This window comes from Arthrobacter sp. 01T414, assembly GCF_056398965.1.
The window spans coordinates 123019-144634 of record NZ_JBFTQK010000007.1 but is presented as its reverse complement, the minus strand read 5'-3'; the positions used below and the strand labels follow the sequence as shown (position 1 = coordinate 144634).

18 protein-coding genes and 2 riboswitches are annotated in these 21616 nt (G+C 68.3%); of the genes, 1 reads left to right on the top strand and 17 read right to left on the bottom strand.

The window, feature by feature from the left end; translation table 11 throughout:
* Positions 1-4: 4 nt before the first annotated feature.
* The 9 genes from nadD to AC1DK9_RS15610 form a co-directional block, all read right to left on the bottom strand.
* Positions 5-634 (bottom strand): nicotinate-nucleotide adenylyltransferase, encoded by a 630-nt coding sequence (gene nadD / locus AC1DK9_RS15650; RefSeq protein ID WP_476862941.1) that lies wholly within the window; start codon positions 632-634, stop codon positions 5-7.
* A gap of 55 nt (positions 635-689) precedes the next feature.
* Positions 690-923, bottom strand: coding sequence for a hypothetical protein (locus AC1DK9_RS15645; RefSeq protein ID WP_476862850.1), 234 nt, complete (start codon positions 921-923; stop codon positions 690-692).
* 89 nt (positions 924-1012) lie between these two features.
* Positions 1013-2347, bottom strand: coding sequence for a glutamate-5-semialdehyde dehydrogenase (locus AC1DK9_RS15640; protein WP_476916490.1), 1335 nt, complete (start codon positions 2345-2347; stop codon positions 1013-1015).
* 26 nt (positions 2348-2373) lie between these two features.
* Positions 2374-3525, bottom strand: coding sequence for a glutamate 5-kinase (gene proB / locus AC1DK9_RS15635; protein WP_476862848.1), 1152 nt, complete (start codon positions 3523-3525; stop codon positions 2374-2376).
* A complete protein-coding gene (obgE, locus tag AC1DK9_RS15630) occupies positions 3515-5104 on the bottom strand; it encodes a GTPase ObgE (protein ID WP_476862847.1) in 1590 nt (529 codons plus the stop codon). The genes proB and obgE overlap by 11 nt, the downstream gene beginning before the upstream one ends.
* A gap of 116 nt (positions 5105-5220) precedes the next feature.
* Positions 5221-5484, bottom strand: a complete 264-nt coding sequence (rpmA, locus tag AC1DK9_RS15625) for a 50S ribosomal protein L27 (RefSeq protein WP_009372867.1) — start codon at positions 5482-5484, stop codon at positions 5221-5223.
* Positions 5485-5544: 60 nt separating this feature from the next.
* Positions 5545-5853 carry a 50S ribosomal protein L21 gene (gene rplU / locus AC1DK9_RS15620; RefSeq protein ID WP_175321083.1) on the bottom strand — a complete coding sequence of 103 codons (309 nt, stop codon included), beginning with the start codon at positions 5851-5853 and terminating at the stop codon, positions 5545-5547.
* Positions 5854-6219: 366 nt separating this feature from the next.
* Positions 6220-7809, bottom strand: coding sequence for a bifunctional hydroxymethylpyrimidine kinase/phosphomethylpyrimidine kinase (locus AC1DK9_RS15615; protein WP_476916554.1), 1590 nt, complete (start codon positions 7807-7809; stop codon positions 6220-6222).
* A gap of 49 nt (positions 7810-7858) precedes the next feature.
* Positions 7859-7956: riboswitch (TPP riboswitch) on the bottom strand.
* A 143-nt stretch (positions 7957-8099) separates the two neighbouring features.
* Positions 8100-11483, bottom strand: a complete 3384-nt coding sequence (locus tag AC1DK9_RS15610) for an Rne/Rng family ribonuclease (protein WP_476862846.1) — start codon at positions 11481-11483, stop codon at positions 8100-8102.
* Between the two features lie 473 nt (positions 11484-11956).
* Between AC1DK9_RS15610 and AC1DK9_RS15605 the strand changes: the two genes are divergently transcribed.
* Positions 11957-12628 carry a vitamin K epoxide reductase family protein gene (locus AC1DK9_RS15605; protein WP_476862845.1) on the top strand — a complete coding sequence of 224 codons (672 nt, stop codon included), beginning with the start codon at positions 11957-11959 and terminating at the stop codon, positions 12626-12628.
* Positions 12629-12721: 93 nt separating this feature from the next.
* Here AC1DK9_RS15605 and ndk read toward each other — a convergent pair whose 3' ends face one another.
* From ndk to AC1DK9_RS15565, 8 genes are all read right to left on the bottom strand, one after another.
* Entirely contained in the window at positions 12722-13135 is a 414-nt protein-coding gene (gene ndk, locus AC1DK9_RS15600; RefSeq protein WP_476862844.1) for a nucleoside-diphosphate kinase, read from the bottom strand.
* A 38-nt stretch (positions 13136-13173) separates the two neighbouring features.
* Positions 13174-13617: a DUF4233 domain-containing protein gene (locus AC1DK9_RS15595; protein WP_476862843.1), complete on the bottom strand. Its 444-nt coding sequence runs from the start codon at positions 13615-13617 to the stop codon at positions 13174-13176.
* A gap of 3 nt (positions 13618-13620) precedes the next feature.
* Positions 13621-14979 carry a bifunctional folylpolyglutamate synthase/dihydrofolate synthase gene (locus AC1DK9_RS15590; protein WP_476916489.1) on the bottom strand — a complete coding sequence of 453 codons (1359 nt, stop codon included), beginning with the start codon at positions 14977-14979 and terminating at the stop codon, positions 13621-13623.
* A 3-nt stretch (positions 14980-14982) separates the two neighbouring features.
* Positions 14983-18336 (bottom strand): isoleucine--tRNA ligase, encoded by a 3354-nt coding sequence (gene ileS / locus AC1DK9_RS15585; RefSeq protein WP_476916488.1) that lies wholly within the window; start codon positions 18334-18336, stop codon positions 14983-14985.
* A 345-nt stretch (positions 18337-18681) separates the two neighbouring features.
* Positions 18682-19917: an MFS transporter gene (locus AC1DK9_RS15580; RefSeq protein ID WP_476916487.1), complete on the bottom strand. Its 1236-nt coding sequence runs from the start codon at positions 19915-19917 to the stop codon at positions 18682-18684.
* Positions 19914-20291 (bottom strand): fluoride efflux transporter CrcB, encoded by a 378-nt coding sequence (gene crcB / locus AC1DK9_RS15575; protein ID WP_476862839.1) that lies wholly within the window; start codon positions 20289-20291, stop codon positions 19914-19916. Before crcB ends, AC1DK9_RS15580 begins: the two co-directional genes overlap by 4 nt.
* Complete coding sequence (locus AC1DK9_RS15570) at positions 20288-20839, bottom strand: fluoride efflux transporter FluC (RefSeq protein ID WP_476916486.1); 552 nt, start codon at positions 20837-20839, stop codon at positions 20288-20290. Before AC1DK9_RS15570 ends, crcB begins: the two co-directional genes overlap by 4 nt.
* Positions 20839-21390 carry a universal stress protein gene (locus AC1DK9_RS15565; RefSeq protein ID WP_476916485.1) on the bottom strand — a complete coding sequence of 184 codons (552 nt, stop codon included), beginning with the start codon at positions 21388-21390 and terminating at the stop codon, positions 20839-20841. The genes AC1DK9_RS15570 and AC1DK9_RS15565 overlap by 1 nt, the downstream gene beginning before the upstream one ends.
* 134 nt (positions 21391-21524) lie before the next feature.
* Positions 21525-21612, bottom strand: a riboswitch (Fluoride riboswitch).
* Between the last annotated feature and the right edge of the window lie 4 nt (positions 21613-21616).

The window sequence follows — 21616 nt, the reverse complement described above, 5'->3', positions numbered from 1 at the left end:
AGGCTCATTCGGTGCTGGCGGTTTGGTTTGTTTCGAGGGCGTGCGGGGAATCCTGGAAATCCGGCCCGGGGTCGGGCTGGCCGTCGTACAGGTCGTACTTGGCGATGTACTGGACCACGCCGTCCGGCACGAGGTACCAGACGGGATTTCCCGCCGCCACCCGCGTACGGCAGTCGGTCGAGGAGATCGCCATGGCCGGGACCTCGAGCAGGCTGACATCGTCGCGGCCCATGCCGTCCAGCACGTGCCCGGGGCGCGTCACCCCGACGAAATGGGCCAGGGACCACAGCTCGTCAATATCTTTCCAGGACAGGATCTGGGCAAGCGCGTCGGCGCCGGTAATGAAGAACAGATCGGCATCGGGCCGCAGCGTGCGCAGGTCCCGCAGGGTGTCGATGGTGTACGTGGGACCGGGGCGGTCGACGTCGACCCGGCTCACCGTGAACCGGGGGTTGGATGCCGTGGCGATGACCGTCATCAAGTACCGGTGCTCGGCCTCGCTGACTTTCTTGCTGCTCTTCTGCCAGGGCTGTCCGGTGGGGACGAACACCACTTCATCGAGGCCAAACTTGGCCGCGACCTCACTGGCCGCGACGAGGTGACCGTGATGGATCGGATCAAACGTGCCGCCCATCACACCCAGGCGCAGGCGGCGCTTCGCGCCGTGCTGCTTCACTTTGGCGGAAATACTAGTGGCCCTGGCCGTGGTCGTGCTTGTTCGGGTGCTGGCGGTGCGGGTCCGGGTGCTCCTCGACGGCTTCGTGGCGCTTGCCGAGGTTGCCGTAGGACAGCGTGATGAACATCAGGACCAGCAGGATCACGAACATGGTGCCGCCGATGACGAACGGCGGCGCGATGAGCGGCGCGAGTTCCTCGTGTTCAACGGCTGCGGCTATGGACGTGGTGATCTGCTGCGACAGCATGTTCTCCCCTAGTGACTTAACAACTTAATGCGGTTTTGCGACGACGGAGGTCCCGCCGTTCCTGGCTTCTGTTCCATGTTACCGCGTTGCTAGCCCCGGATCTGGCCTTCGCCCTGCACGATCCACTTTGTGGTGGTGAGCTCGGTCAACCCCATGGGGCCGCGCGCATGCAGCTTCTGCGTCGAAATGCCCACCTCGGCGCCGAGGCCCAGCTCTCCCCCGTCGGTGAACCGCGTGGAGGCGTTCACGATCACGGCCGCGGAGTCCACCTCTGCGATGAAGCGCTCGGCGTTGGCGAGGTCGTTGGTGAGGATGGCTTCGGTGTGCCCGGTGGACCAGGTGCGGATGTGCTGCACGGCCTCGTCGAGGCTGTCAACCATGGCCACCGCCAGGTCCAGGTCCATGTATTCGGTGGCCCAGTCCACCTCGGTGGCGGGCACGGACTCCACCGCGGCCGGCAGCGCGGCGCGGATCCGGTCGTCTGTGTGGAGGGTCACGCCCGCGTCGCGCAGCGCGGCGGCCACGGCGGGCAGCACGGTGGAGCCGGAATGGACCAGCAGCGTCTCCACGGTGTTGCAGACGCTGGGGCGCTGGGTTTTGGCATTGAGCAGGATCTCGACGGCCATCTTTTCGTCCGCCGAGGCGTCGAGGAAGATGTGCACATTGCCCTCGCCGGTTTCGATGACGGGCACCGAGGAGTTCGTCACGACGGTCTGGATCAACTCGCGTCCGCCGCGGGGAATCAGGACGTCGACGCGGCCCCGGGCGCGCATCAGGACGTTCGCCCCGTCCCGGCCGAACTGGTCTATGGTCTGCACGGCGTCGGCGGGCAGGCCCACGGAGTCCAGGGCCTCGCGGAGGATGCCGACGAGTGCCTCGTTGGTCGCGGCGGCGGCGCTTCCGCCCCGCAGGATCACTGCGTTGCCGCTCTTGAGGGCCAGTCCGGCAATGTCCACGGTGACGTTGGGACGCGCCTCGTAGATCGCGGCCACCACACCCATCGGCACGTTGACCTGACGCAGGCGCAGTCCGTTCGGAAGCGTCTGGCCGCGGACCACATTGCCCAAGGGGTCCGGCAGGTTGGCGAGGTTTTCCAGTGCCGCGGCCAGGGCCTGCACGCGGGCGTCGGTAAGGGTCAGGCGGTCTAGCAGCGCGGCGGAGGTGCCGTTGGCCCGGCCGGCCGCGACGTCCGTGGCGTTGGCGGCCAGGATCCGGTCCTTGTTCTCGACCAGCGCGGCACCGATGGCGCGCAGCCCGCGGTCCTTCCAGGCCCGGTTGGCGCGGGCCATCTGCCGGGAGGCTGCGCGGGAGCGGTCGGCGATGGCATGAACGGCGGCTTCGACGTCCGTTGCGGCTGGCGGCAGGCCCGCGGAGGGCATGTCGTGAACCGGCAGGTCGGGGTGCGAAGTCAGGGCCTCAGTCATTCTCCAAGTTTAGGCGAGGCGGGAGCTTAGACCAGCACCAGGTCGTCAACATGAACAACTTCACGGTCATAGCCGCGGCCCAGCGTCTTGCCGAGTTCGCGGGTAGAGCGGCCGAGCATCTGCGGCAGTTCGGCGACGCCGTAGTTCACCAGTCCGCGTGCGATTACGGTCCCGTCGGTGCCGACCATCTCCACGGCGTCGCCGGCTTCAAAGTCGCCGTGCACGGCTGAAATCCCGGCGGGCAGCAGTGAGGTGTGGCGGTCGCGGACGGCGCGCACGGCACCGTCGTCGAGCACCAGGGTGCCTTGAACGGACGCCAGGTGGGCGAGCCAAAGGAGCCGGATCGGCTTGCGGGAGCCGTTGACGGAGAACCAGGTTCCCACGTCCTCCCCCGCCAGCGCGGCGGCGGCGTTCGCGGTGGAGGTCACGAGGGCGCTGATCCCGGAGCCGGCGGCGATGGACGCGGCCTCGACCTTGGTGACCATACCGCCGGTGCCGACGCCGGCCTTGCCGGTGCTGCCGATCGAGACGCCTTCAAGGTCGTGCGGGCCGGAGACGTGGGCAATCCGTTTGGCGCCGTGTGACGGCGGGCCGTCGTAGAGCGAGTCGACGTCGGAGAGCAGCACCAGGGCATCGGCGCGGACCAGGTGGGCCACCAGGGCAGCGAGCCGGTCGTTGTCGCCGAAGCGGATCTCGTGCGTCGCGACGGTGTCGTTTTCATTGACTACCGGGACGACGCCGAGGTTCAGCAGCCGGTCAAGCGCCCGGAAGGCGTTCGTGTGCTGACTGCGGCGCATAAAGTCATCCGCGGTCAGCAGCACCTGGCTCACCGTGACGCCGTGGGCGCCAAAGGCGTGGGTGTAGCGGGCCATCAAGAGGCCCTGGCCCACGCTCGCAGCGGCCTGTTGGGTGGCGAGGTCCCTGGGGCGCTTCTCGAGTCCCAGCGGCGCCAGCCCGGCGGCGATCGCCCCGGAGGAGACCAGGATGATTTCGGTGCCCGCGTTGCGCTTGTGCGCGAGGGCATCGGCGAGGTCGCTCAGCGCTTCCTCGGCGATCCCGCCCTTGATGGAAGTCAGCGAGGAAGACCCGACCTTGACCACGATCCGGCGGGCGCCGGAGAGCAGCGTGCGGCTGGGGGCGCCCGCCGCTCCGGGCGTCGCGACGGTGTTACTCGTCATCGGCTTCGCCGAGTCCACTCTCCTTGAGCGGCTGCGGCGCGCGGCGGGCACTGACCGATTCGGTCCAGATGCCGGCCTTGCGCTCGGCCTCCAGCTCGGCCCGGGCTGCTGCCTTGGCGTCGCGGCGCTCCTGCTGTTCCTCGCGCTTCTGTCCGCGGGTGGGGCGGTCGCCGATGTCGGCGAAGCGCACGTCGGTACCGCGCGGGGAGGCCAGCAGTTCGGCACCGGCCATCATGGTGGGCTCCCAGTCGAAGACGACGCCGTCGTCTTCGCCGATGACGACGGTGTCGCCGGGCTTGGCGCCCTGCTTGAACAGTTCCGTTTCGACACCCAGCTTCGCGAGGCGGTCGGCGAGGTAGCCGATCGCTTCCTCATTGGTGAAGTCGGTCTGCTTGACCCAGCGCACGGGCTTCTCGCCCAGCACGCGGAACAGCGGCTCGAGGTTCTTCTCCTCGCGGCGGATCGTGAAGCCGCTCTCGTTGACGGCGCGCGGGCGCAGCACCGGCGCCTGGACCTTCGGCGGCGTCGCGGCCACAGCATCGCGGGCTGCCTTGACGATCTCGGCCATGGCGAAGCCCAGCTGGCGGAGCCCCTCGTGGCTGGTGGCGGAGATTTCGAAGACCTTGTAGCCGCGCTTTTCGAGTTCCGGACGGACGAATTCGGCCATGTCCTTGCCGTCCGGCAGGTCTACCTTGTTCAGCGCGATCAGGCGGGGGCGGTGGTTCAGCGGCACCACTTCGCCGTCCGAACCTGCGTAGCTCATGTCCACGGCGTACTTCTCGAGCTCGGCCTCGATCACGGCGAGGTCCGAGAGCGGGTCGCGGTCCGATTCCAGCGTGCCGCAATCCAGCACGTGGACGAGGGCCGCGCAGCGTTCKACGTGGCGCAGGAAGTGGTGGCCCAGGCCCTTGCCCTCGCTGGCGCCTTCGATCAGGCCGGGTACGTCGGCGATGGTGAAGCGCACGTCGCCTGCCTGGACGACGCCGAGGTTGGGGATCAGAGTGGTGAAGGGGTAGTCGGCAATTTTGGGCCGCGCGGCGGACATGGCGGCGATGAGGCTGGACTTGCCGGCGGAGGGGAAGCCGACCAGGGCGATGTCGGCGATGGACTTCAGTTCCAGGACGATGTCGCTGGAGTCGCCTTCGATGCCGAGCAGCGCGAAGCCCGGGGCGCGGCGCTTCTGCGAGGACAGTGCGGCGTTGCCGAGGCCGCCCAGGCCGCCGGCCGCGGCAATGAACTCGGTGCCTTCGCCCACCATGTCGGCCAGGACGGTGCCGTCCTTGCTCTTGACAACCGTGCCCTCAGGCACGGGAAGAACCAAGGTCTCGCCGTTCTTGCCGCCGCGCCAGTCGCCCATGCCGGGGCCGCCGTTGGTGGCGTGCCGGTGCGGGGCGTGGTGGTAGTCGAGCAGGGTGGTGGTCTGGGGGTCCACGCGCAGGATGACGTCGCCGCCGTTGCCGCCGTTGCCGCCGTCGGGACCGCCGAGCGGCTTGAACTTCTCGCGGTGGACGGAGACACAGCCGTGGCCGCCGGTACCGCCGGATACGTGCAGTACTACCCGGTCTACAAAGCTCGCCACGTGGATCTCCTCAGTGCTGTTCCTCGGGTCCGCGAGGGGCCCAAGATGATTGTAATGCGGTTAAAACACCGGTGGAGCGGACCTACTGGCCCGCCCCACCGATTTAGAACTTGTTGTTACTCTGCAGCTGCAGCAGCCACGATGTTCACAACGCGACGACCACGGCGGGTGCCGAACTCGACAGCACCGGGGGTCAGGGCGAACAGGGTGTCGTCGCCGCCACGGCCAACGCCGGCGCCCGGGTGGAAGTGGGTGCCACGCTGGCGGACGATGATCTCGCCTGCGGAAACTACCTGGCCGCCGAAGCGCTTGACGCCGAGGTACTGGGCGTTGGAGTCACGACCGTTGCGAGTGGAGCTCGCGCCTTTTTTATGTGCCATTTGAAATGCCTGCCTTTAAAATTCTGGGGAATCTGCTGAAAACCTGAACAGTAACGCTAGTTACTTGATACCGGTGATCTTGACCTTGGTCAGTTCCTGACGGTGACCCTGGCGCTTCTTGTAACCGGTCTTGTTCTTGAACTTCTGGATGACGATCTTGGGACCACGGAGGTCTTCCAGGATCTCAGCCGTGACCGTTACCTTGGCCAGGTCCTTGGCTGCAGACGTGACCTTGTCACCGTCCACCAGGAGCAGTGCGGGCAGCTCAAAGGTGCTGCCGGCTCCACCGGGGACGCGGTTCAGGGTAACGAAGTCTCCAACGGAAACCTTCTCTTGGCGGCCGCCTGCGCGGACAATCGCGTACACCACTGGGGAACTCACTTCTCTCGACGTTTATTACTAGATTTGCGTGCGGAACCTGGGGCCAAAATGTTTGGACCGGCTCACGCTGTGCCTCAACGCCGGTGGATTCCCCGGGGGAACCCATGAGCTATCCCGTGGAATGTCCTGCCCGTAATACGGGTGAACAGTTCCTCAAGGTCATAACCCAAGTGTTGGCGTAAGCACCGAAGATCTAGACTACGCTAATTTTGCCTTCGGTCGCAAACGAGGCTGGTCCCGGCGGGTAGTGCGTGACAGGCGCCACACCATGTCCGCGGGGGACAAAGTTGTGGTGTTGCAGCGACTTCCGGAACCGCGCCCCATTATGTTACCGGCTGCCCTGCTCCGCGCGGCTCAGGCGTGCAGCCTCGGCGCGTCGAAGAACTCGACTTCGTACCGGGCGGACTGCCGGAAGGCCACCGCCATGGCGTTGCGCTCCGCCTCGGAGCCGTTGCGGGCTGCCGCGTCCGCGTACCTGATCGCCTGCCGGGTCGACTCGGCGAAGGCCTCGTCGGCGTAGGTCCGCAGCCAGACAGCATATGCGTGCCCGGCCGGTGCACCGGCGGTGAGGAAGTCGCGGTGGAGCGTGGCGCCCACCTCGGCGTAGAGCCAGAAGCACGGCAGCGCAGCCGCGACGAGCACGCCGTAGCTGCCCGCGAGCGAGGCTGCGTGCAGATGATCCACGTAGGCCTTGGTGACCGGGCCCAGCTGCCTCTCGACGGTGCGGCCGGCCAGCCAGCTCCGGTGGAGTTCGGATTCGACTTCGAGGCACTGCTGCGCCGAACGGGACCAGAAGAGCTGTTCGGCTTCCGACGGCGCCAGCGCCGCCGCACGGGAGAGCACCCTGGAGTAGCCGTTGAGGTAGAGGGCGTCCTGTGCGAGGTAGTAGGCAAACTCGTGTTCCGGCAAGGTGCCGTCCGCGAGGCCCCGAATGAAGCCCAAGGCGTAGATCGCCTCCAGCTCGTCCGCCGCGTGCCCTTCCAGCAGCGCCGCGAAGTGGCCCTCGGCGGGGAGCTGCGCACCGGCCGGCGAAGCGGCGGGCTGCAGGTGGTGGAAATGGTGCACCGGTCCGTTGCCGGTTCCGACCTCCAGGCGCCCTGCTTCCCGCAGCGCGCCGAGCAGCCAGGGTTTCACGTCCCGCAGCGATGTCTCCCAATCCCCCGTCCTGGCCTGGACCGTGGCCAGCGCCGAGGACAGCGAACAGCCGGTGCCGTGGCTGTTGCGGGTGGCGATTCGCGGGCCTGCCACGACCACCACCTCTTGGCCCAGCACTCCCCCGGTGTTGACGAGCGCGTCCGGGCAGCCGCCGGCGTCCTGGCTTCCGCCGTCGTAGGACCCGCCGACGTGGGTTCCGGTGTCCGGCAGGTGTCCGCCTTTGACCAGCACCGTTGTGCCGGTCAGCGCCGCGAGCCGTTTGCCCTGCTCCAGCGCCCCGTCCCAGTCCTGGGCGGCCGGTTCGCCGAGCAGCATGGCCAGTTCGGCCAGGTTCGGGGTGATCAGGTCCGCGAGCGGGAGCAGCTCCCGCAGCGCGGTCTCGGCGGATTCCTGCAGCAGCCGGTCACCGCTTGTCGCGACCATCACCGGGTCCAGGACCAAGACGCCGGGGCGCACCTTTTCAAGCCAGGTCCGGACGGCGTCGATCACAGAGTCGTCGCCAAGCATGCCGATCTTGACGGCATCGATGGTGATGTCATCGCTGATGGCCTCCAACTGGGCCGTCAGGAAAGACGCCGGCGGCACATGCACGGACCTTACGCCCTTGGTGTTCTGGGCCGTCAGCGCCGTGATGGCCGCCATTCCGTAGCCGCCGTTCGCGGCGATGCTTTTCAGATCGGCCTGGATGCCGGCCCCGCCGGAGGGGTCGGAGCCGGCGATGGCGAGTACCCGCGGGATCCTTGGCGTCCCCGGGGTTCCGGCGTCGGGCGCCGGGAAGACGGACTGCAGGAGGGCCGGGGCCCGGTCAGGTCCCGGTTGGGTTGATGAGAGCGCGGTCGTGGAAGACAAGAGACATCCCTTCGCCGGTGCTAACCGGACAGGTTCAACGGGTCTGGATCTCAGCCGGCTCGATGCGCGGCACCCCGTGTCAGTCCCCTAGCCTAGCGTTCCCCGCCGCCAGGCTTCCTACATGTCAGCCCAGTGGCCGGCCCGTTAACCAACTCGCGGGTACCGTCCGGGATCGACGTAACGCTACATCGATTCCGGACGGCACCCGCGAGCCGTGATGCCTGCTGGCCCTAGAGCTCCGACGCCGGGACGCCGACGCCGAGGATGATCGGCTTGTTGGCGGCCGGCTTGGTGGCCACCATGGCCTGCTCCGGGGCCTTCGCCTCGTGGACCGAGACGGCCGCAGCCGACGGAGCGGTTTCCCGCTGCTGTACGGACGTCTCGTTGGCGGCGCCCTGGGCTCGGCTGGCGCTCCGGTTCCGGCGCACCCGCCGGGCTCCGGTGCCGCTAGCTGCCTCAGCCGGGGCCTGCGCCTGGGGTGCGGCCGCCTTGCGGGTCTCCTGCCGGACCGGGGCCTGCGCCTGGGGTGCGGCCGCCTTGCGGGCTTCCTGCCGGACCGGGGCCTGCGCCTCGGGTGCCTTGCGGGTCTCCTCCCGGACCGGCGCCTGCGCCTCGGCGGTGCGTGCGCTCGGCGGCGTGATCCGAGCCGTCCGTGCGCGGCCGCGGCCACGGGTGGCACGGGAGGCGGCTGGCGCCGCCTGCTCCGCCGCGGGAGCCTCCGGTGCGGACCGTTCCGAGGACCGTTCCGCCGGACGTTCCGCAGTCTGGACCGCGTCGGCCGGCTTGCCGGCTTCGGCGTCGCCCAAGTGGGCGAACGCTTCGGTCAGCACATCCAGGGTCAGCGCAGGCTGCGGGGTTTCCTCGGCGTGCTCGACGAAGGGCAAGGCGACCTGTTCGCCGCCGAAGGTCAGCACTGCCGCGGGACGTCCCGCTGCTTCCTCCGTCGAAGCGAGCTCCACGGCGGCGTCGAGCGCTGCCTGGCGGGTCTCGGCGTCGGGAGCGGCTGTTGCCTCGCCGTCGTGCAGGTGGGCTGCGTGTGCTGCGGCGGCGATGTTGGCCAGCGCGGCACGCGTCGCCTCCGCCTTCGCGTGGCGCTCTGCCTCGGTGGGCTCGGCGTGCACGGCTGCGGGGGCGGACGGCGTGGTTTCGCCGGCTCCCTGACCGCCCTTGCCGCGGCGGCGCTTGCGCTCAGTGCGTGCGGCGGGCTGGTGTTCGGTGCGCGGGACGTGGTGTTCCGCGGCGACGGTGTTGGCGCGGCGGTGCTCCACGGGCTCGTCGTGGGTGACGACGCCGCGGCCTGCGCAGGCCTCGCACTGTTCGCCGAAGACTTCCAGCAGCCCGGTGCCCATCCGCTTCCGGGTCATCTGCACGAGGCCCAGCGAGGTCACCTCGGCGACCTGGTGCTTGGTCCGGTCCCGGCCCAGGCACTCCACCATGCGGCGCAGCACGAGGTCGCGGTTCGATTCCAGCACCATGTCGATGAAGTCGATGACGATGATGCCGCCGATGTCGCGCAGCCGCAGCTGCCGGACGACTTCCTCGGCCGCTTCGAGGTTGTTCTTGGTGACGGTTTCCTCGAGGTTGCCGCCGCTGCCCGTGAACTTGCCGGTGTTGACGTCCACCACGGTCATGGCTTCAGTGCGGTCGATCACGAGGGAGCCGCCGGAGGGCAGGAAGACCTTGCGGTCCAGCGCCTTGTGGATCTGCTCGTCGATGCGCCAGGCGGCAAAGATGTCCGTGTCCTTGGTCCACTTTTCAAGCCGGCCCACCAGGTCCGGTGCCACGTAGGTGACGTAGGCCTCGATGGTGTCCCAGGCTTCCTCGCCCGAGACGATCAGCTTGGAGAAGTCCTCGTTGAAGACATCGCGGACCACCTTGATGGTCAGGTCCGGTTCGCCGTAGAGGAGCTCCGGGGCGAGGATCTTGGTGGATGTGGACTGGCTTTCGATGCCTTCCCACTGGGCACGCAGACGGTTGATGTCATGCGTCAGTTCCTCTTCCGAGGCGCCCTCAGCCGCGGTGCGGACGATCACGCCGGCGTCCTCCGGCAGGCGGTCCTTGAGGATCCGCTTGAGCCGGTTGCGTTCGACGTCGGGCAGCTTGCGGGAGATGCCGGTCATCGAGCCGCCGGGCACGTACACGAGGTAGCGTCCCGGGAGCGAGATCTGGCTGGTCAGGCGGGCGCCCTTGTGGCCCACCGGGTCCTTGGTGACCTGGACGAGTACGGAGTCGCCGGACTTCAGCGCGTTCTCGATCCGGCGTTGCTTGCCCTCGAGGTTGACGGCGTCCCAGTTGACTTCGCCGGCGTACAGGACGGCGTTGCGGCCGCGTCCGATGTCGACGAAGGCCGCTTCCATGGACGGGAGTACGTTCTGGACCTTGCCCAGGTAGACGTTCCCGATCAGGGAGTCCTGCTGGGTCTTGGAGACGAAGTGCTCGGCCAGCACGCCGTCTTCCAGGACGCCGATCTGGATTCTGTCGTCGCGCTGCCGGACGATCATCTGGCGGTCCACCGATTCGCGGCGGGCCAGGAACTCGGCCTCGGTGATGACGGTGCGGCGGCGGCCGGTGTCGCGGGATTCGCGGCGGCGCTGCTTCTTGGCTTCCAGGCGGGTGGAGCCCTTGAGGGAGGTGACGCGGTTGCTGGCCGGGGCCTCGCTGATCGCACGCGGCGCGCGGACGCGGGTGACCGTGTTGGGCGGATCGTCGTCCCCGCCACCGGTCAGTTCGAGGTCCTGGTCTCCGCGGCGGCGACGGCGGCGCCGGCGCGAGGTCACGCCGTCTTCGAGCGTCCCCTCGGAGTCTTCGTCGGACTCGCCCGCACCTTCGGCGGAGCCGTCTGAGTCGGTGTCGGCTTCGCCGGTGCGGCTGCGGCCACGGCGTCCACGGCTGCGACGACGGCGGCGGCTGCCGGCGTCGTCGCCTTCCTCGTCCTCTTCCTCTTCGGCTTCCGCGCTTGCCGCGGGGGCCGGGGCGGGACGGACGACGGTGCTCAGGTCCGGGGCCTGGAAAATCATCGAGGTGACAGCGCCGGGAGCCAGGAAGAGCGAGGGTGCCTCGGAGGTCTCGGCAGCCGGCGCCTCTGCCGGAGCAGCCGCGGTGGTTGCAGTCTCGGCGGGTGCGGCCTCGGCGGGTGCGGTCTCGGCAGCCGGCGCGTCGGAAGGCACTTCAGCGGCTTCGGCCTGCGTGGCGGCCTCTTCCGTCGGTGCAGGGGCCGGGGCCGTCTTGGCGCGGGAGGCACGGCGGCGGACCGGCTTTTCCGGTGCCGTCTCGGCGGCCGGCAGTCCAACGAATGCCTCGGCGGCGGGGGCAGCTTCCGCGGCCGCGGCTGAATCGGCGAAGGCGGGCAACACTTCGTCCTCGGTCTTCTTGCGGGACCGGCTCCGGCGGACCGGGGCCTTGGCTGCGGGGGCTTCGAGGTTGTCAGCGGCCGGGGCTGCGTCAGCAACGACGTCAGCAACGGCTTCGGGAGCGGGAACCGCGGCCTCAGCCTTCGGGGCGGCCTTGCGGCGGGACCTGGTTGCCTTCTTGGGCGCCTCCGCGGCGGCGGTTTCCGGGGCTTCTTCGGCGGCAGCGGCTTCGTTGTTACCGGCTACAAGCTGGTCATTATCCATATGTGGCTACACTCCTGCCCTGACGTACCGCCACATCCGGCACCCGTGGGGCAAATATTTGTCAGCACCCGCAGGCACCGACAGAAGTCAGTTGGATACCTCCAGGTTCGCACCGGCAGTGGGGTGCGGCAGCCCTGGAAGGCCGGCGAGATTGCTTTGAACCCGTTGATCTCTGTGTCACAACCAGGTGCCGTCCAATGGCATTGCGGGATAGGCCGGATCAAGTGATCCAGAGTATGCCCTGCTCATCATTGGCGGTCTTGAAAGCAAAGTCGCCGGACCGAGACCCGAATGTGGATCGAGCCCCAGCCAGGTTCATTGTCTCACAGCAGGCGCCAAAGCAGGGCTAAGCGGGTCATCCTGTCCGCGCCGTGGACCGAATCACTGTCGACGGCCCAACGCCTACCCGGTTACGTCCAGCCTCCGGCGATAGAATCGGCCCAAGAGCACCCGACGCAAAGGACTGAAATCCCATGCCCAGCATCTCCCACGCCCCCGGCGACGTGACTGCCCACGAGCGTGGCGCCGGCGCGGCAGCTGCGGAGCGCCCGTTGCCGCCGATGACGCGTGACCGGCCCTTCGCCTGGCTACTGCTGATCACCGGCGTGGTCGGCTGGCTTGCCTCCGGCGCCTTGGTCCTGGAGAAACTGGAAGTCCTCAAGGACCCGAAGCACGTCACCGTCTGCGACGTGAATCCCTGGATCTCCTGCGGCCAGGTCATGCAAACACCGCAAAGTTCCGTCTTCGGTTTCCCCAATATGTTCATTGGCATTGTCGCGTTCGCAGTCATTATTACGACGGCGATGGGCATCTTCGCCGGGGCCCAGTTCGCCCGGTGGTACTGGATCGGGCTGCAGACCGGCGTGACGTTGGGTTTCGCCTTCGTGGTGTGGCTCTGGTCCCAGGCGCTGTACTCGATCCACATCCTCTGCCCGTTCTGCATGATCGTCTGGGCCGCGATGATTCCCATGTTCGTCTGGGTGACGGTGCGCAACGTCAGCCACGGCGTCATTCCGGTCCCGGCCCCGGTTGCCCGCATCATGGGGGAATCCGGCTGGATCCTTACAGCCCTGCTCTACGTCGCCGTCATCGCCACCATCTTCTTCGCCTTCATCCAGGTCTTCATCGGGACCTCCGGCTACTGAGCGCTCCGCAAACGCCGCGAGGTGACAGATAAGGCCACTTTTCGCTCGCGTTCATTGGCCTTATCTGTCACCTCGGAGTGGTGCTTCGGGTTCCTAGAACCAGATGTTGATCTCGCGCTCGGCGGACTCGGTCGAGTCGGAGCCGTGGACCAGGTTCTGCTGGACCTTGACGCCCCAGTCGCGGCCGAAGTCGCCGCGGATGGTGCCCGGCGCCGCCGTCGTCGGGTCGGTGGTGCCGGCGAGCGAACGGAAGCCCTCGATCACGCGGTGGCCTTCGAAGATCGCCGCGACAACCGGGCCGCTGAGCATGAACTCGACCAGCGGCTCGTAGAACGGCTTGCCGACGTGCTCCTCGTAGTGCTGCTCGAGGAGTTCGCGGGTGGCGTTGACCTTCTTGAGTTCGGCCAAGGTGTAACCCTTGGCTTCGATCCGGGCGATGATGCTGCCGGTCAGGTTGCGGGCGACGCCGTCGGGCTTGATCAGGACTAGGGTGCGCTCAATGCTCACAACTGCTCCAATGTGTTGGGGTGGGGTTCGGGACAAGTCTAGTTGCTCTGGCCCTCGGGGTTCGCGGCCTCCCAGGCCGCCTGCTCGCGTTCGCGCTCGGCCGACTCGCGGTCGATCCGGATGCCGGTCCGGATGCCGTACCACCAGGTGATCGCGAACAGCCCGCCGACCACGAACATCGTCGGTTCAATGAATCCGGTGAGCACCAGCAGCAGCTGCAGGACCCAGCCCAGCCCCACACCCCACGGCTTAGTCAGCACGGCGCAGGTCAGGGCGAGCACCAGGCTCAGCCCGATCCCGACGCCGAAGACCAGCAGCGGCGGGAATTCGCCGCGGCGCAGGCCGAAGACCGCGAGGGTGCCGAAGAGCGCCACGAAGGCCTCCAGCAGCAGCACCGTAGAGGCGAACATGACCTTGGTGGAACGGCGCTTCTTGGGCATGCCCGGGCGCCACTCGCGCTGGGCTTTGGTGAGTTTTGCCATGGGTTATGCCTCGGCCTTTCCGAGCAGGACCCGGGCCTCGGCCACGAGCGTGATGGACCCCGTGACGAGGATTCCGCCAGCCAGGTCGTCGTTGGACTCGGCCCGCTCCACGGCCCATTCGAGGGCGTCGTCGAGCTTCTCGGCGACGTGGATGTTCTCCTCGCCGAAGCCCAGGTCCAGCGCCAGCTCGCCGAGTTCCTCCGCGGGGATGGCCCGGGGCGAGTTGGACTGCGTGAAGCAGAATTCGGCCGGGACCTCCGCAAGGGAGTCCTTGAGCTGGCGGAGGATTTCCTCGGCGTCCTTTTCCTGCAGGATGCCCAGGACCACCACCAGCTTGCTGAAGCTGAAGGCCTCCTGGAGCGCCTCGGCGGAGACCCGGATGCCCTCCGGGTTGTGCGCCGCGTCCACCACGATGGTGGGGGCGGTACGCAGCACCTCCAGCCGGCCCGGCGAGGTGACGGCGGCGAAGGCCTCCTGCAGCACCTCGGCATCCAGCGGCTTCTCGGCGCCGAAGAAGGCTTCCAGGGCGGCGATCGCGACGGCGGCGTTCTCCGCCTGGTGCGCGCCGTGCAGCGGCACCAGCAGGTCCTCGTACCGGTCCGCCAGGCCCTGGATGGTCACCATCTGGCCGCCGACGGCCACGGTGCGGGACTCGACGCCGAACTCCACGCCCTCGAAGCGGAAGGGCACGCCCACCTCCTTGGCCTTTTCCAGCAGCACCTGGGCCGCGTCGACCGGCTGCGCCGCGCTGATCAGGAAGCCGCCGGGCTTGATGATGCCGGCCTTTTCGTAGGCGATCTCCTCGGTGGTCTGGCCGAGCAACTCGGTGTGGTCGAGCGAGATCGGGGTGACCACGGCCACCTGGCCGTCGCCGACGTTGGTCGCGTCGGTGATGCCGCCGAGGCCCACCTCGATCACGGCAACGTTGACCGGCTGGTCCGCGAAGACCGCGAAGCCCAGGATGGTCAGGCATTCGAAGTAGGTCAGCCGGGGCTGGCCCTCGGCCACGAGCTCGCTGTCCACGATCTCCAGGTACGGGCGGATCTCGTCCCAGATCCGGACGAAGGTCTCATCCGGGACGGGTTCGCCGTCGATGCTGATCCGCTCGGTGACCTTGGACAGGTGCGGGCTCGTGTAGCGGCCCGTGCTCAGCCCGTGGGCGCGGAGCCCGGCCTCGATCATCCGGGCCGTGGAGGTCTTGCCGTTGGTGCCGGTGACATGGATGATCGGGAACGCCTTGTTCGGCTCCCCCAGGATGTCCATGGCCCGGCGCAGCGGAGCCAGCCTCGGCTCCATCTTGTTTTCCGGCGCCCGGCCCAGCAGCTCGGCGTAGACGCTCTCTACGGAAAATTCGTCGCTCATGGATTATGCCCCTGCCTCAACAGTTACTTTTTCGACGCTGACCTGCGGTTCCTTGACCTCGGCGGCTGCGGTGTCCAGCTCGATGGTCAGGGTCTCGGTCTTGACCAGTTCGGCGTGGGCCAGCAGCGCCTCCACGGTGTCCTGCGCTGCGGTGACGGTGGTGCGGATCCGGTCGCTGACGTGCAGCCCGGCATCCTTGCGGGCCTGCTGGATAGCGCGGACCAGGTCGCGGGCGGTGCCTTCGGCCTCGAGTTCCGGGGTGACTTCGGTGTTGAGCACCACGAACCCGCCGCCGGGAAGGACCGCCGCCGCGCGTGATCCTTCGCCTTCGGCGGCTTCGGCCACCACGGTTTCGAGGGTGTATTCCTGCGGCTCGAGGGCAAGGCCGCCGGCGGTCACCACCCCGTCCTCGCCGACCGACCAGTCGCCGGACTTGGAGCCCTTGATGGCCTGCTGGACGTTCTTGCCCAGTCGCGGGCCGGCGGCACGGGCGTTGACCACGAGCTTCTGTTCGATGCCGAACTCCTCCGGGGAGGCGCTCTCGGCGTCGAGCAGGCGGACCGAGCGCAGGTTCAGTTCATCGGCGACGACGGCGGCAAAACTTGTCAGTGCGTCCGCGCCGGGTGCCACGACCGTGAGTTCCTGCAGCGGCAGGCGCACGCGGAGGTTGGCGGCCTTGCGCAGCGACGATCCGGTGGAGCAGATCTGCTGGACGCGGTCCATCGCCTCGACGAGTCCGGCGTCGGCCGGGAACAGTCCGGCGTCCGGCCAGTCGGCCAGGTGCACGGAGCGGCCGCCGGTGAGGCCGCGCCAGATTTCCTCCGAGACCAGCGGCAGCAACGACGCCGCAACCCGGCAGACCGTTTCCAGCGCGGTGTAGAGGGCGTCGAAGGCGTCGACGTTCTCGTCGAAGAAGCGCTGGCGGCTGCGCCGGACGTACCAGTTGGTGAGCATGTCCAGGTAACCGCGCAGTTCATCGCACGCTCCGGAGATGTCGTAGCTGTCCAGCTGGGCGGTCATGTTCCGGACCAGGTCACCGGTGTTGGCCATCAGGTACTGGTCCAGGGTGTCGGCGTAACCGTCGTAGCGCAGCTTCGCTTCGTAGCCCTCGCCCCCGTTAGCGGCGTTCGTGTACAGGGTGAAGAAGCTGTAGACGTTCCAGAGCGGCAGGATGACCTGGCGAACGCCGTCGCGGATGCCCTGTTCGGTGACGACGAGGTTGCCGCCGCGCAGGATGGGGCTGGACATCAGGAACCAGCGCATCGCGTCGGAGCCGTCGCGGTCCAGGACCTCGGAGACGTCCGGGTAGTTGCGCAGGCTCTTGGACATCTTCTGCCCGTCGGAGCCGAGCACGATGCCGTGGCTGATGACGTTGCGGAATGCCGGGCGGTCGAACAGCGCGGTGGAGAGGATGTGCAGCATGTAGAACCAGCCGCGGGTCTGGCCGATGTACTCGACGATGAAGTCCGCCGGGTTGTGCGTGTCGAACCATTCCTCGTTCTGGAACGGGTAGTGCACCTGGCCGTACGGCATCGATCCGGAGTCGAACCAGACGTCCAGGACGTCCTCGACGCGGCGCATCACGGACTGGCCTTCTTCCGGGGTGCGGGGGTCGTCCGGGTTGGGGCGGGTGAGCTCGTCGATGAACGGCCGGTGCAGGTCCACCTGGCCGGCTTTGTTCAGCGGCAGGCGGCCGAAGTCGGCTTCGATCTCGGCGAGGGAGCCGTAGACGTCGGTGCGCGGGTAGTCCGGGTCGCTGGACTGCCAGACCGGGATGGGGCTGCCCCAGTACCGGTTGCGGCTGATGGACCAGTCGCGGGCGTTGGCGAGCCACTTGCCGAACTGGCCGTCCTTGACGTTGCCCGGGATCCAGTTGATTTCCTGGTTCAGCTCGGACATGCGGTCCTTGAACTTGGTGACCTCGACGTACCAGGAGGACACCGCGCGGTAGATCAGCGGGTTGCGGCAGCGCCAGCAGTGCGGGTAGGAGTGCTCATAGCTTGCCTGGCGGACCAGGCGTCCCTGGGCGCGGAGGACCTGGGTGATGGGCTTGTTGGCCTCGAAGACCTGGAGTCCGGCGATTTCGGCGAGGTCGCCGTGTCCGAAGAGCGGCAGGAACTTCGCGCCCTCATCGACCGAGAGGACCACGGGGATGCCGGCCTCTTCACAGACCTTCTGGTCGTCCTCACCGTAGGCGGGAGCATGGTGGACGATGCCGGTGCCGTCGGTGGTGGTGACGTAGTCCGCGACGAGGAAGCGCCAGGCGTTCTCGGTGCCGTACTTCTCGGTGTCGTGGAAGTAGTCCCAGAGCGGCTCGTAGCCCAGGCCCTCGAGTTCGGCACCGGTGTGGCGGGAGACGACGGCGGCTTCCGCCGCGGCGGCACCCTCGGCGCCGTCGCCGTAGCCGAGATCCTTGGCGTAGGCGCCCAGCAGGTCCGCGGCAAGCAGGAAGCTGCCCGTGACGGGAGCCTCGGCCGAGGCGGCCTTGATTCCGTGCGGGCCGGCCGGGAGGACAACGTAGGTGATGGCGGGCCCGACGGCGAGGGCCAGGTTGGTGGGAAGGGTCCAGGGCGTGGTGGTCCAGGCGAGTGCCTGCACGCCGGCCAGCTGGCGGGACAGTTCCGACTCCCCCGGCGTGATCGGGAAGGTGACCGTGACGGTCTGGTCCTGGCGGTTCTTGTAGACGTCGTCGTCCATCCGCAGCTCATGGTTGGACAGCGGCGTCTCGTCCTTCCAGCAGTACGGCAGCACGCGGTAGCCGTTGTAGGTGAGTCCCTTTTCGTGCAGCTGCTTGAAGGCCCACAGCACGGACTCCATGTACTCGACGTTGAGCGTCTTGTAGTCGTTGTCGAAGTCCACCCAGCGCGCCTGGCGGGTGACGTAGCTCTTCCACTCGTCGGCGTACTTCATCACCGAGGCGCGGCAGGCGTCGTTGAACTTGTCGATGCCCATGGCCTCGATCTGGGTCTTGTCCGTCATGCCCAGCTGCTTCATGGCTTCGAGCTCGGCGGGCAAGCCGTGCGTGTCCCAGCCGAAGCGGCGTTCGACGCGGCGGCCGCGCTGGGTCTGGTAGCGGCCCACCAGGTCCTTGGCGTAGCCGGTGAGCAGGTGGCCGTAGTGCGGCAGGCCGTTGGCGAACGGCGGGCCGTCGTAGAAGACGAATTCGTTGGACCCGCGCTGTCCTCCTGGAAGGTCAGAGTCGCGCTGGTCGATGCTCGCCTGGAAGGTGCCGTCCTGATCCCAGTACTTGAGGATGCGCTCCTCGATCTCCGGGAACTTCACGGAGGCGGACACGCCGGCTGACGGGGAGCTGCTGGCGTCGGAAGGTGCGGCTGAGGCCTTGGGGTAATGGGTCATCTCGACATCCTGGGTTGAGCTGGTGAACAACGGGATTCATTCAGGATGCGAGGACGGCTCCTGTGCTGTCGGAACAACACCGGCACCGCGGTACCACCTCACTTACCGCACACTGGCCCGCGCTCCCCGAGGAGGACGCCGGCCGGCCACGGCCGCTCGTTGACTGCTGTGACGGGCTTACCCGTCCGGTTCTACCTGCCCTGCCGCGCACTGTTGCCGCGGTGGGGCGCTCTTCCGGAAGCTCACCGGTGATGGCCGGGTCAAAGCTGATACCTCGATGTTACCGGAAGTCGCCGAGACCCGGGCGCCGCGGCCAGGCGTGCCCGCGGCAAGGACCGGCGGCGTTCACGGCTGGATCGGCGCAGCGGTCCGTCCAAAGAGTGGAATGAACGCCAGCAGCGCAGCCAGCTGGGTGGCCACGGTGAAAGCAATGAGCCCGGGCAGGGAAGCCGCGTAGAGGGCGCCGATGATGGTGGAACCGGCCAGCCATGCCGTGCCGTAGATCGCGGTGAAGATGCCGTATCCGGTGCCGCGGCGCGCGGCGGGGACTAGGTCCGCGACCGCGGCCCGCAGGGTGGATTCGTGGATGCCCAGCGCCGCACCCCACACCACCGCGCCGGCCCAGACCAGGCCTGGCGAGTTGCTGAAGGACAGGAACGGGACGGCAGCCGTCAGCGGCAGGGCAATCAGCAGGCCGCGCAGGCCGATCCGGTCGTACAGCGTCCCGGAGGCCAGGGCAGCCAGCGCTGCCGCGCCCATAGAGACGGCGTAGGTGACAGGGATCAGGGCGGCGGGAAGCACCCTGTTCACCTCAAGGTGGTAGGAGATGACCCCGAAGGTGGAAAACCCGAACATCGAGATGGCAGTGAATCCGCTGTACCACCAGAACCTGGCCGGCAGCGGGAGCCGCGCAGGGCGGCCCGCCGGAGCCCCCGCGGCGTTGGCGGCGGGTCGGGGGTCCGCACCGGTGCCGTGGGTGTCGAACCTCGCCGGCACCGGGACGGCGCGGCGGAGCAGCATCACGGCGACCAGGGCGAGCGCCCCGGGAATGGCGAGCACCGCGAACCCGAGCTGGTACCCGGACACCGCGACCATGAGTCCGACCAGCAGGGGTCCCAGCAGCGCTCCGGATTGGTCGAGAGCTTCATGGACGGCGAAGGCCCTCCCGTGGCCGATCTTCGACCCGGCGTGGGAGAGCATCGTGTCCCGCGCCGGCGTGCGGACGGCCTTGCCAAAGCGTTCCGCGATCACCAGCGCCGAAGCTTGCCACAGCGCTCCGGCCAGGGACAGCAACGGCACGGCAACAACGGTCAGGGTGTATCCCGCGATTGTCAGGGGCCAGTACCTGCGGGTCCTGTCCGCCAAGGGGCCGGTGGCCAGGCGCAGGATCAAGGCCACGGCTTCGCCGGCTCCCGTAATGAAGCCGACCATGACGGCGGACGCGCCGAGGGTGGCCAGGAAGGGGCCCGTGATGGCGCGGGCGCCCTCGTAGACGACGTCGGCGAGCATGCTCACGACGCCGAAGGAGAGCACGAATCCCAGCGGGCCGAGCTTGTTCGTAGCCCCCGACGGGCGGCTCACAGGAGCCCGGCCAGCGCCAGCCCGGCGGCGGCCGCAGCGACGGCGGCGACGGCTGTGCCGACACCGTTCAGGAGTGCCAGTCCGGTGCGGCGGGACTGGATGAGGCGGACCGTTTCGAAGCTGGCCGTGCTGAATGTGGTGAAGCCGCCGAGGAACCCGGTTCCGGCGATGGCCTGCAGTTCGGCCGGCGCCGCGTGGGTGATGACCAGCCCGGCGACTAATCCCAGGAGGAACGAACCGGCGATGTTGATGGCGATGGTTCCCAGCGGCAGTGCGGTACGCAGCCGGGACCGGACCAGGCCGTCCACGACGAAACGGGTTCCTGCGCCAAGGCCGCCGGCCAGGCCGAGCAGGAGAAGTGTGGGGAGGGTCATTCGTCCTGCTCCTGCCGTCGGCCAGCCTGACGGGCGTGCTGCCCGGCGGCTGCCCGGATGCCGGCCACGGTCGCCAGGGCTCCGCCGATCACGGTCGCCGCGACGTAGCCCAGCGCGTCTGCGGCCCGGCCTTCGCCGAGCAGGATGTTAGTTTCCAGGGCCAGTGAACTGTAAGTGGTGAAGGCGCCCATGAACCCGGTCCCGGCGAGCAGCCGGACAACCCGGAGGCGGCCGGCGTCGGGCCCCCGCCGCACCAGGGCCTCGAGCAGGACGCCGAGCAGGAACGCCCCGACGAGGTTGATGACGAAGGTCGGCAGCGGCCAGCCGCCCGGGGAAGGCAGCACGGTGCCGAGCCCGTAGCGGGCCAAGGCGCCGGCCACACCGCCGCAAACCACTACCAGCACAAAGCCCGGGTGCAGGTGCACCGGGCGGCGGATGCGGGCGGCTCCGAGCGTCCCAGCGTCGCTGTCCAGCCCGGCGACGGCCGCCGCCGGGGTCGTATCGGGGCTAGTGTCCGGCGCGGTCGTGTCCGGCGTGGGCCGCTCCATCAGTGCGCTTCTTTCGGACGGGATTTGGGCTGCGGCGCGAGCGGAACCACCAGGACCGGCCGGTGCTGGCGGTGGGTCAGGTGGACGGCCACGGACCCGACCAACAGTTCCTCGAACCGGGCCCCGAGGCCGCGTTCCCGGGTGCCGACCACGATGACGGAGGCAGCCGAAGATTCGGCCAGCCGACCCAGCGCGCGGGCCGGTTCGCCGGCTAGGGTCACGAAGGACCACTCGACGCCGGAGCCGTCCAGCGCCTCCCGCAGGCGTTCGGCGATTGCGGCGCTGATGCCCTCGACGTCGTCGTCAATGCCGTCCGGATCGATGGGCCGGGCACCGGCGCCGCCGTCGGGATCGCCGGTCAGGTAGCTGGTGACGTCCACGTAGGCGCAGACCAGCTTCACGTTCAGGCTGTACGCCAGCTCCGCGGCGCGGTGGGCGACGGCGAGTGACTGGCCTGGCACGACCCCCATCAGGACCGGGCCGGTGATCCTGCGCGGAACGAAGGCGGTGGGGCCGGTGTCCGCCCCGGGGCGCTTCTCGGGCTCGCTCATCAGTGCTCCTGTCGTTCGAGTTCAGCATCGCCGGGGCGGGACGCTGCGGGGACGACGCAAGGAAGATCCCCGGCTAACTCGAGGGACCGGGATGGGGCAACACGTGCGGGCATGGGTCACCTACCTTCGTATCCGCAAAGGTAGGAACCATCAGCCGGGAGGCGGTTCGAACGTCCGCAGCGAGTGCGGCGCGTTCCGGCGGGATCCATCGCCGTGAACAGATGCT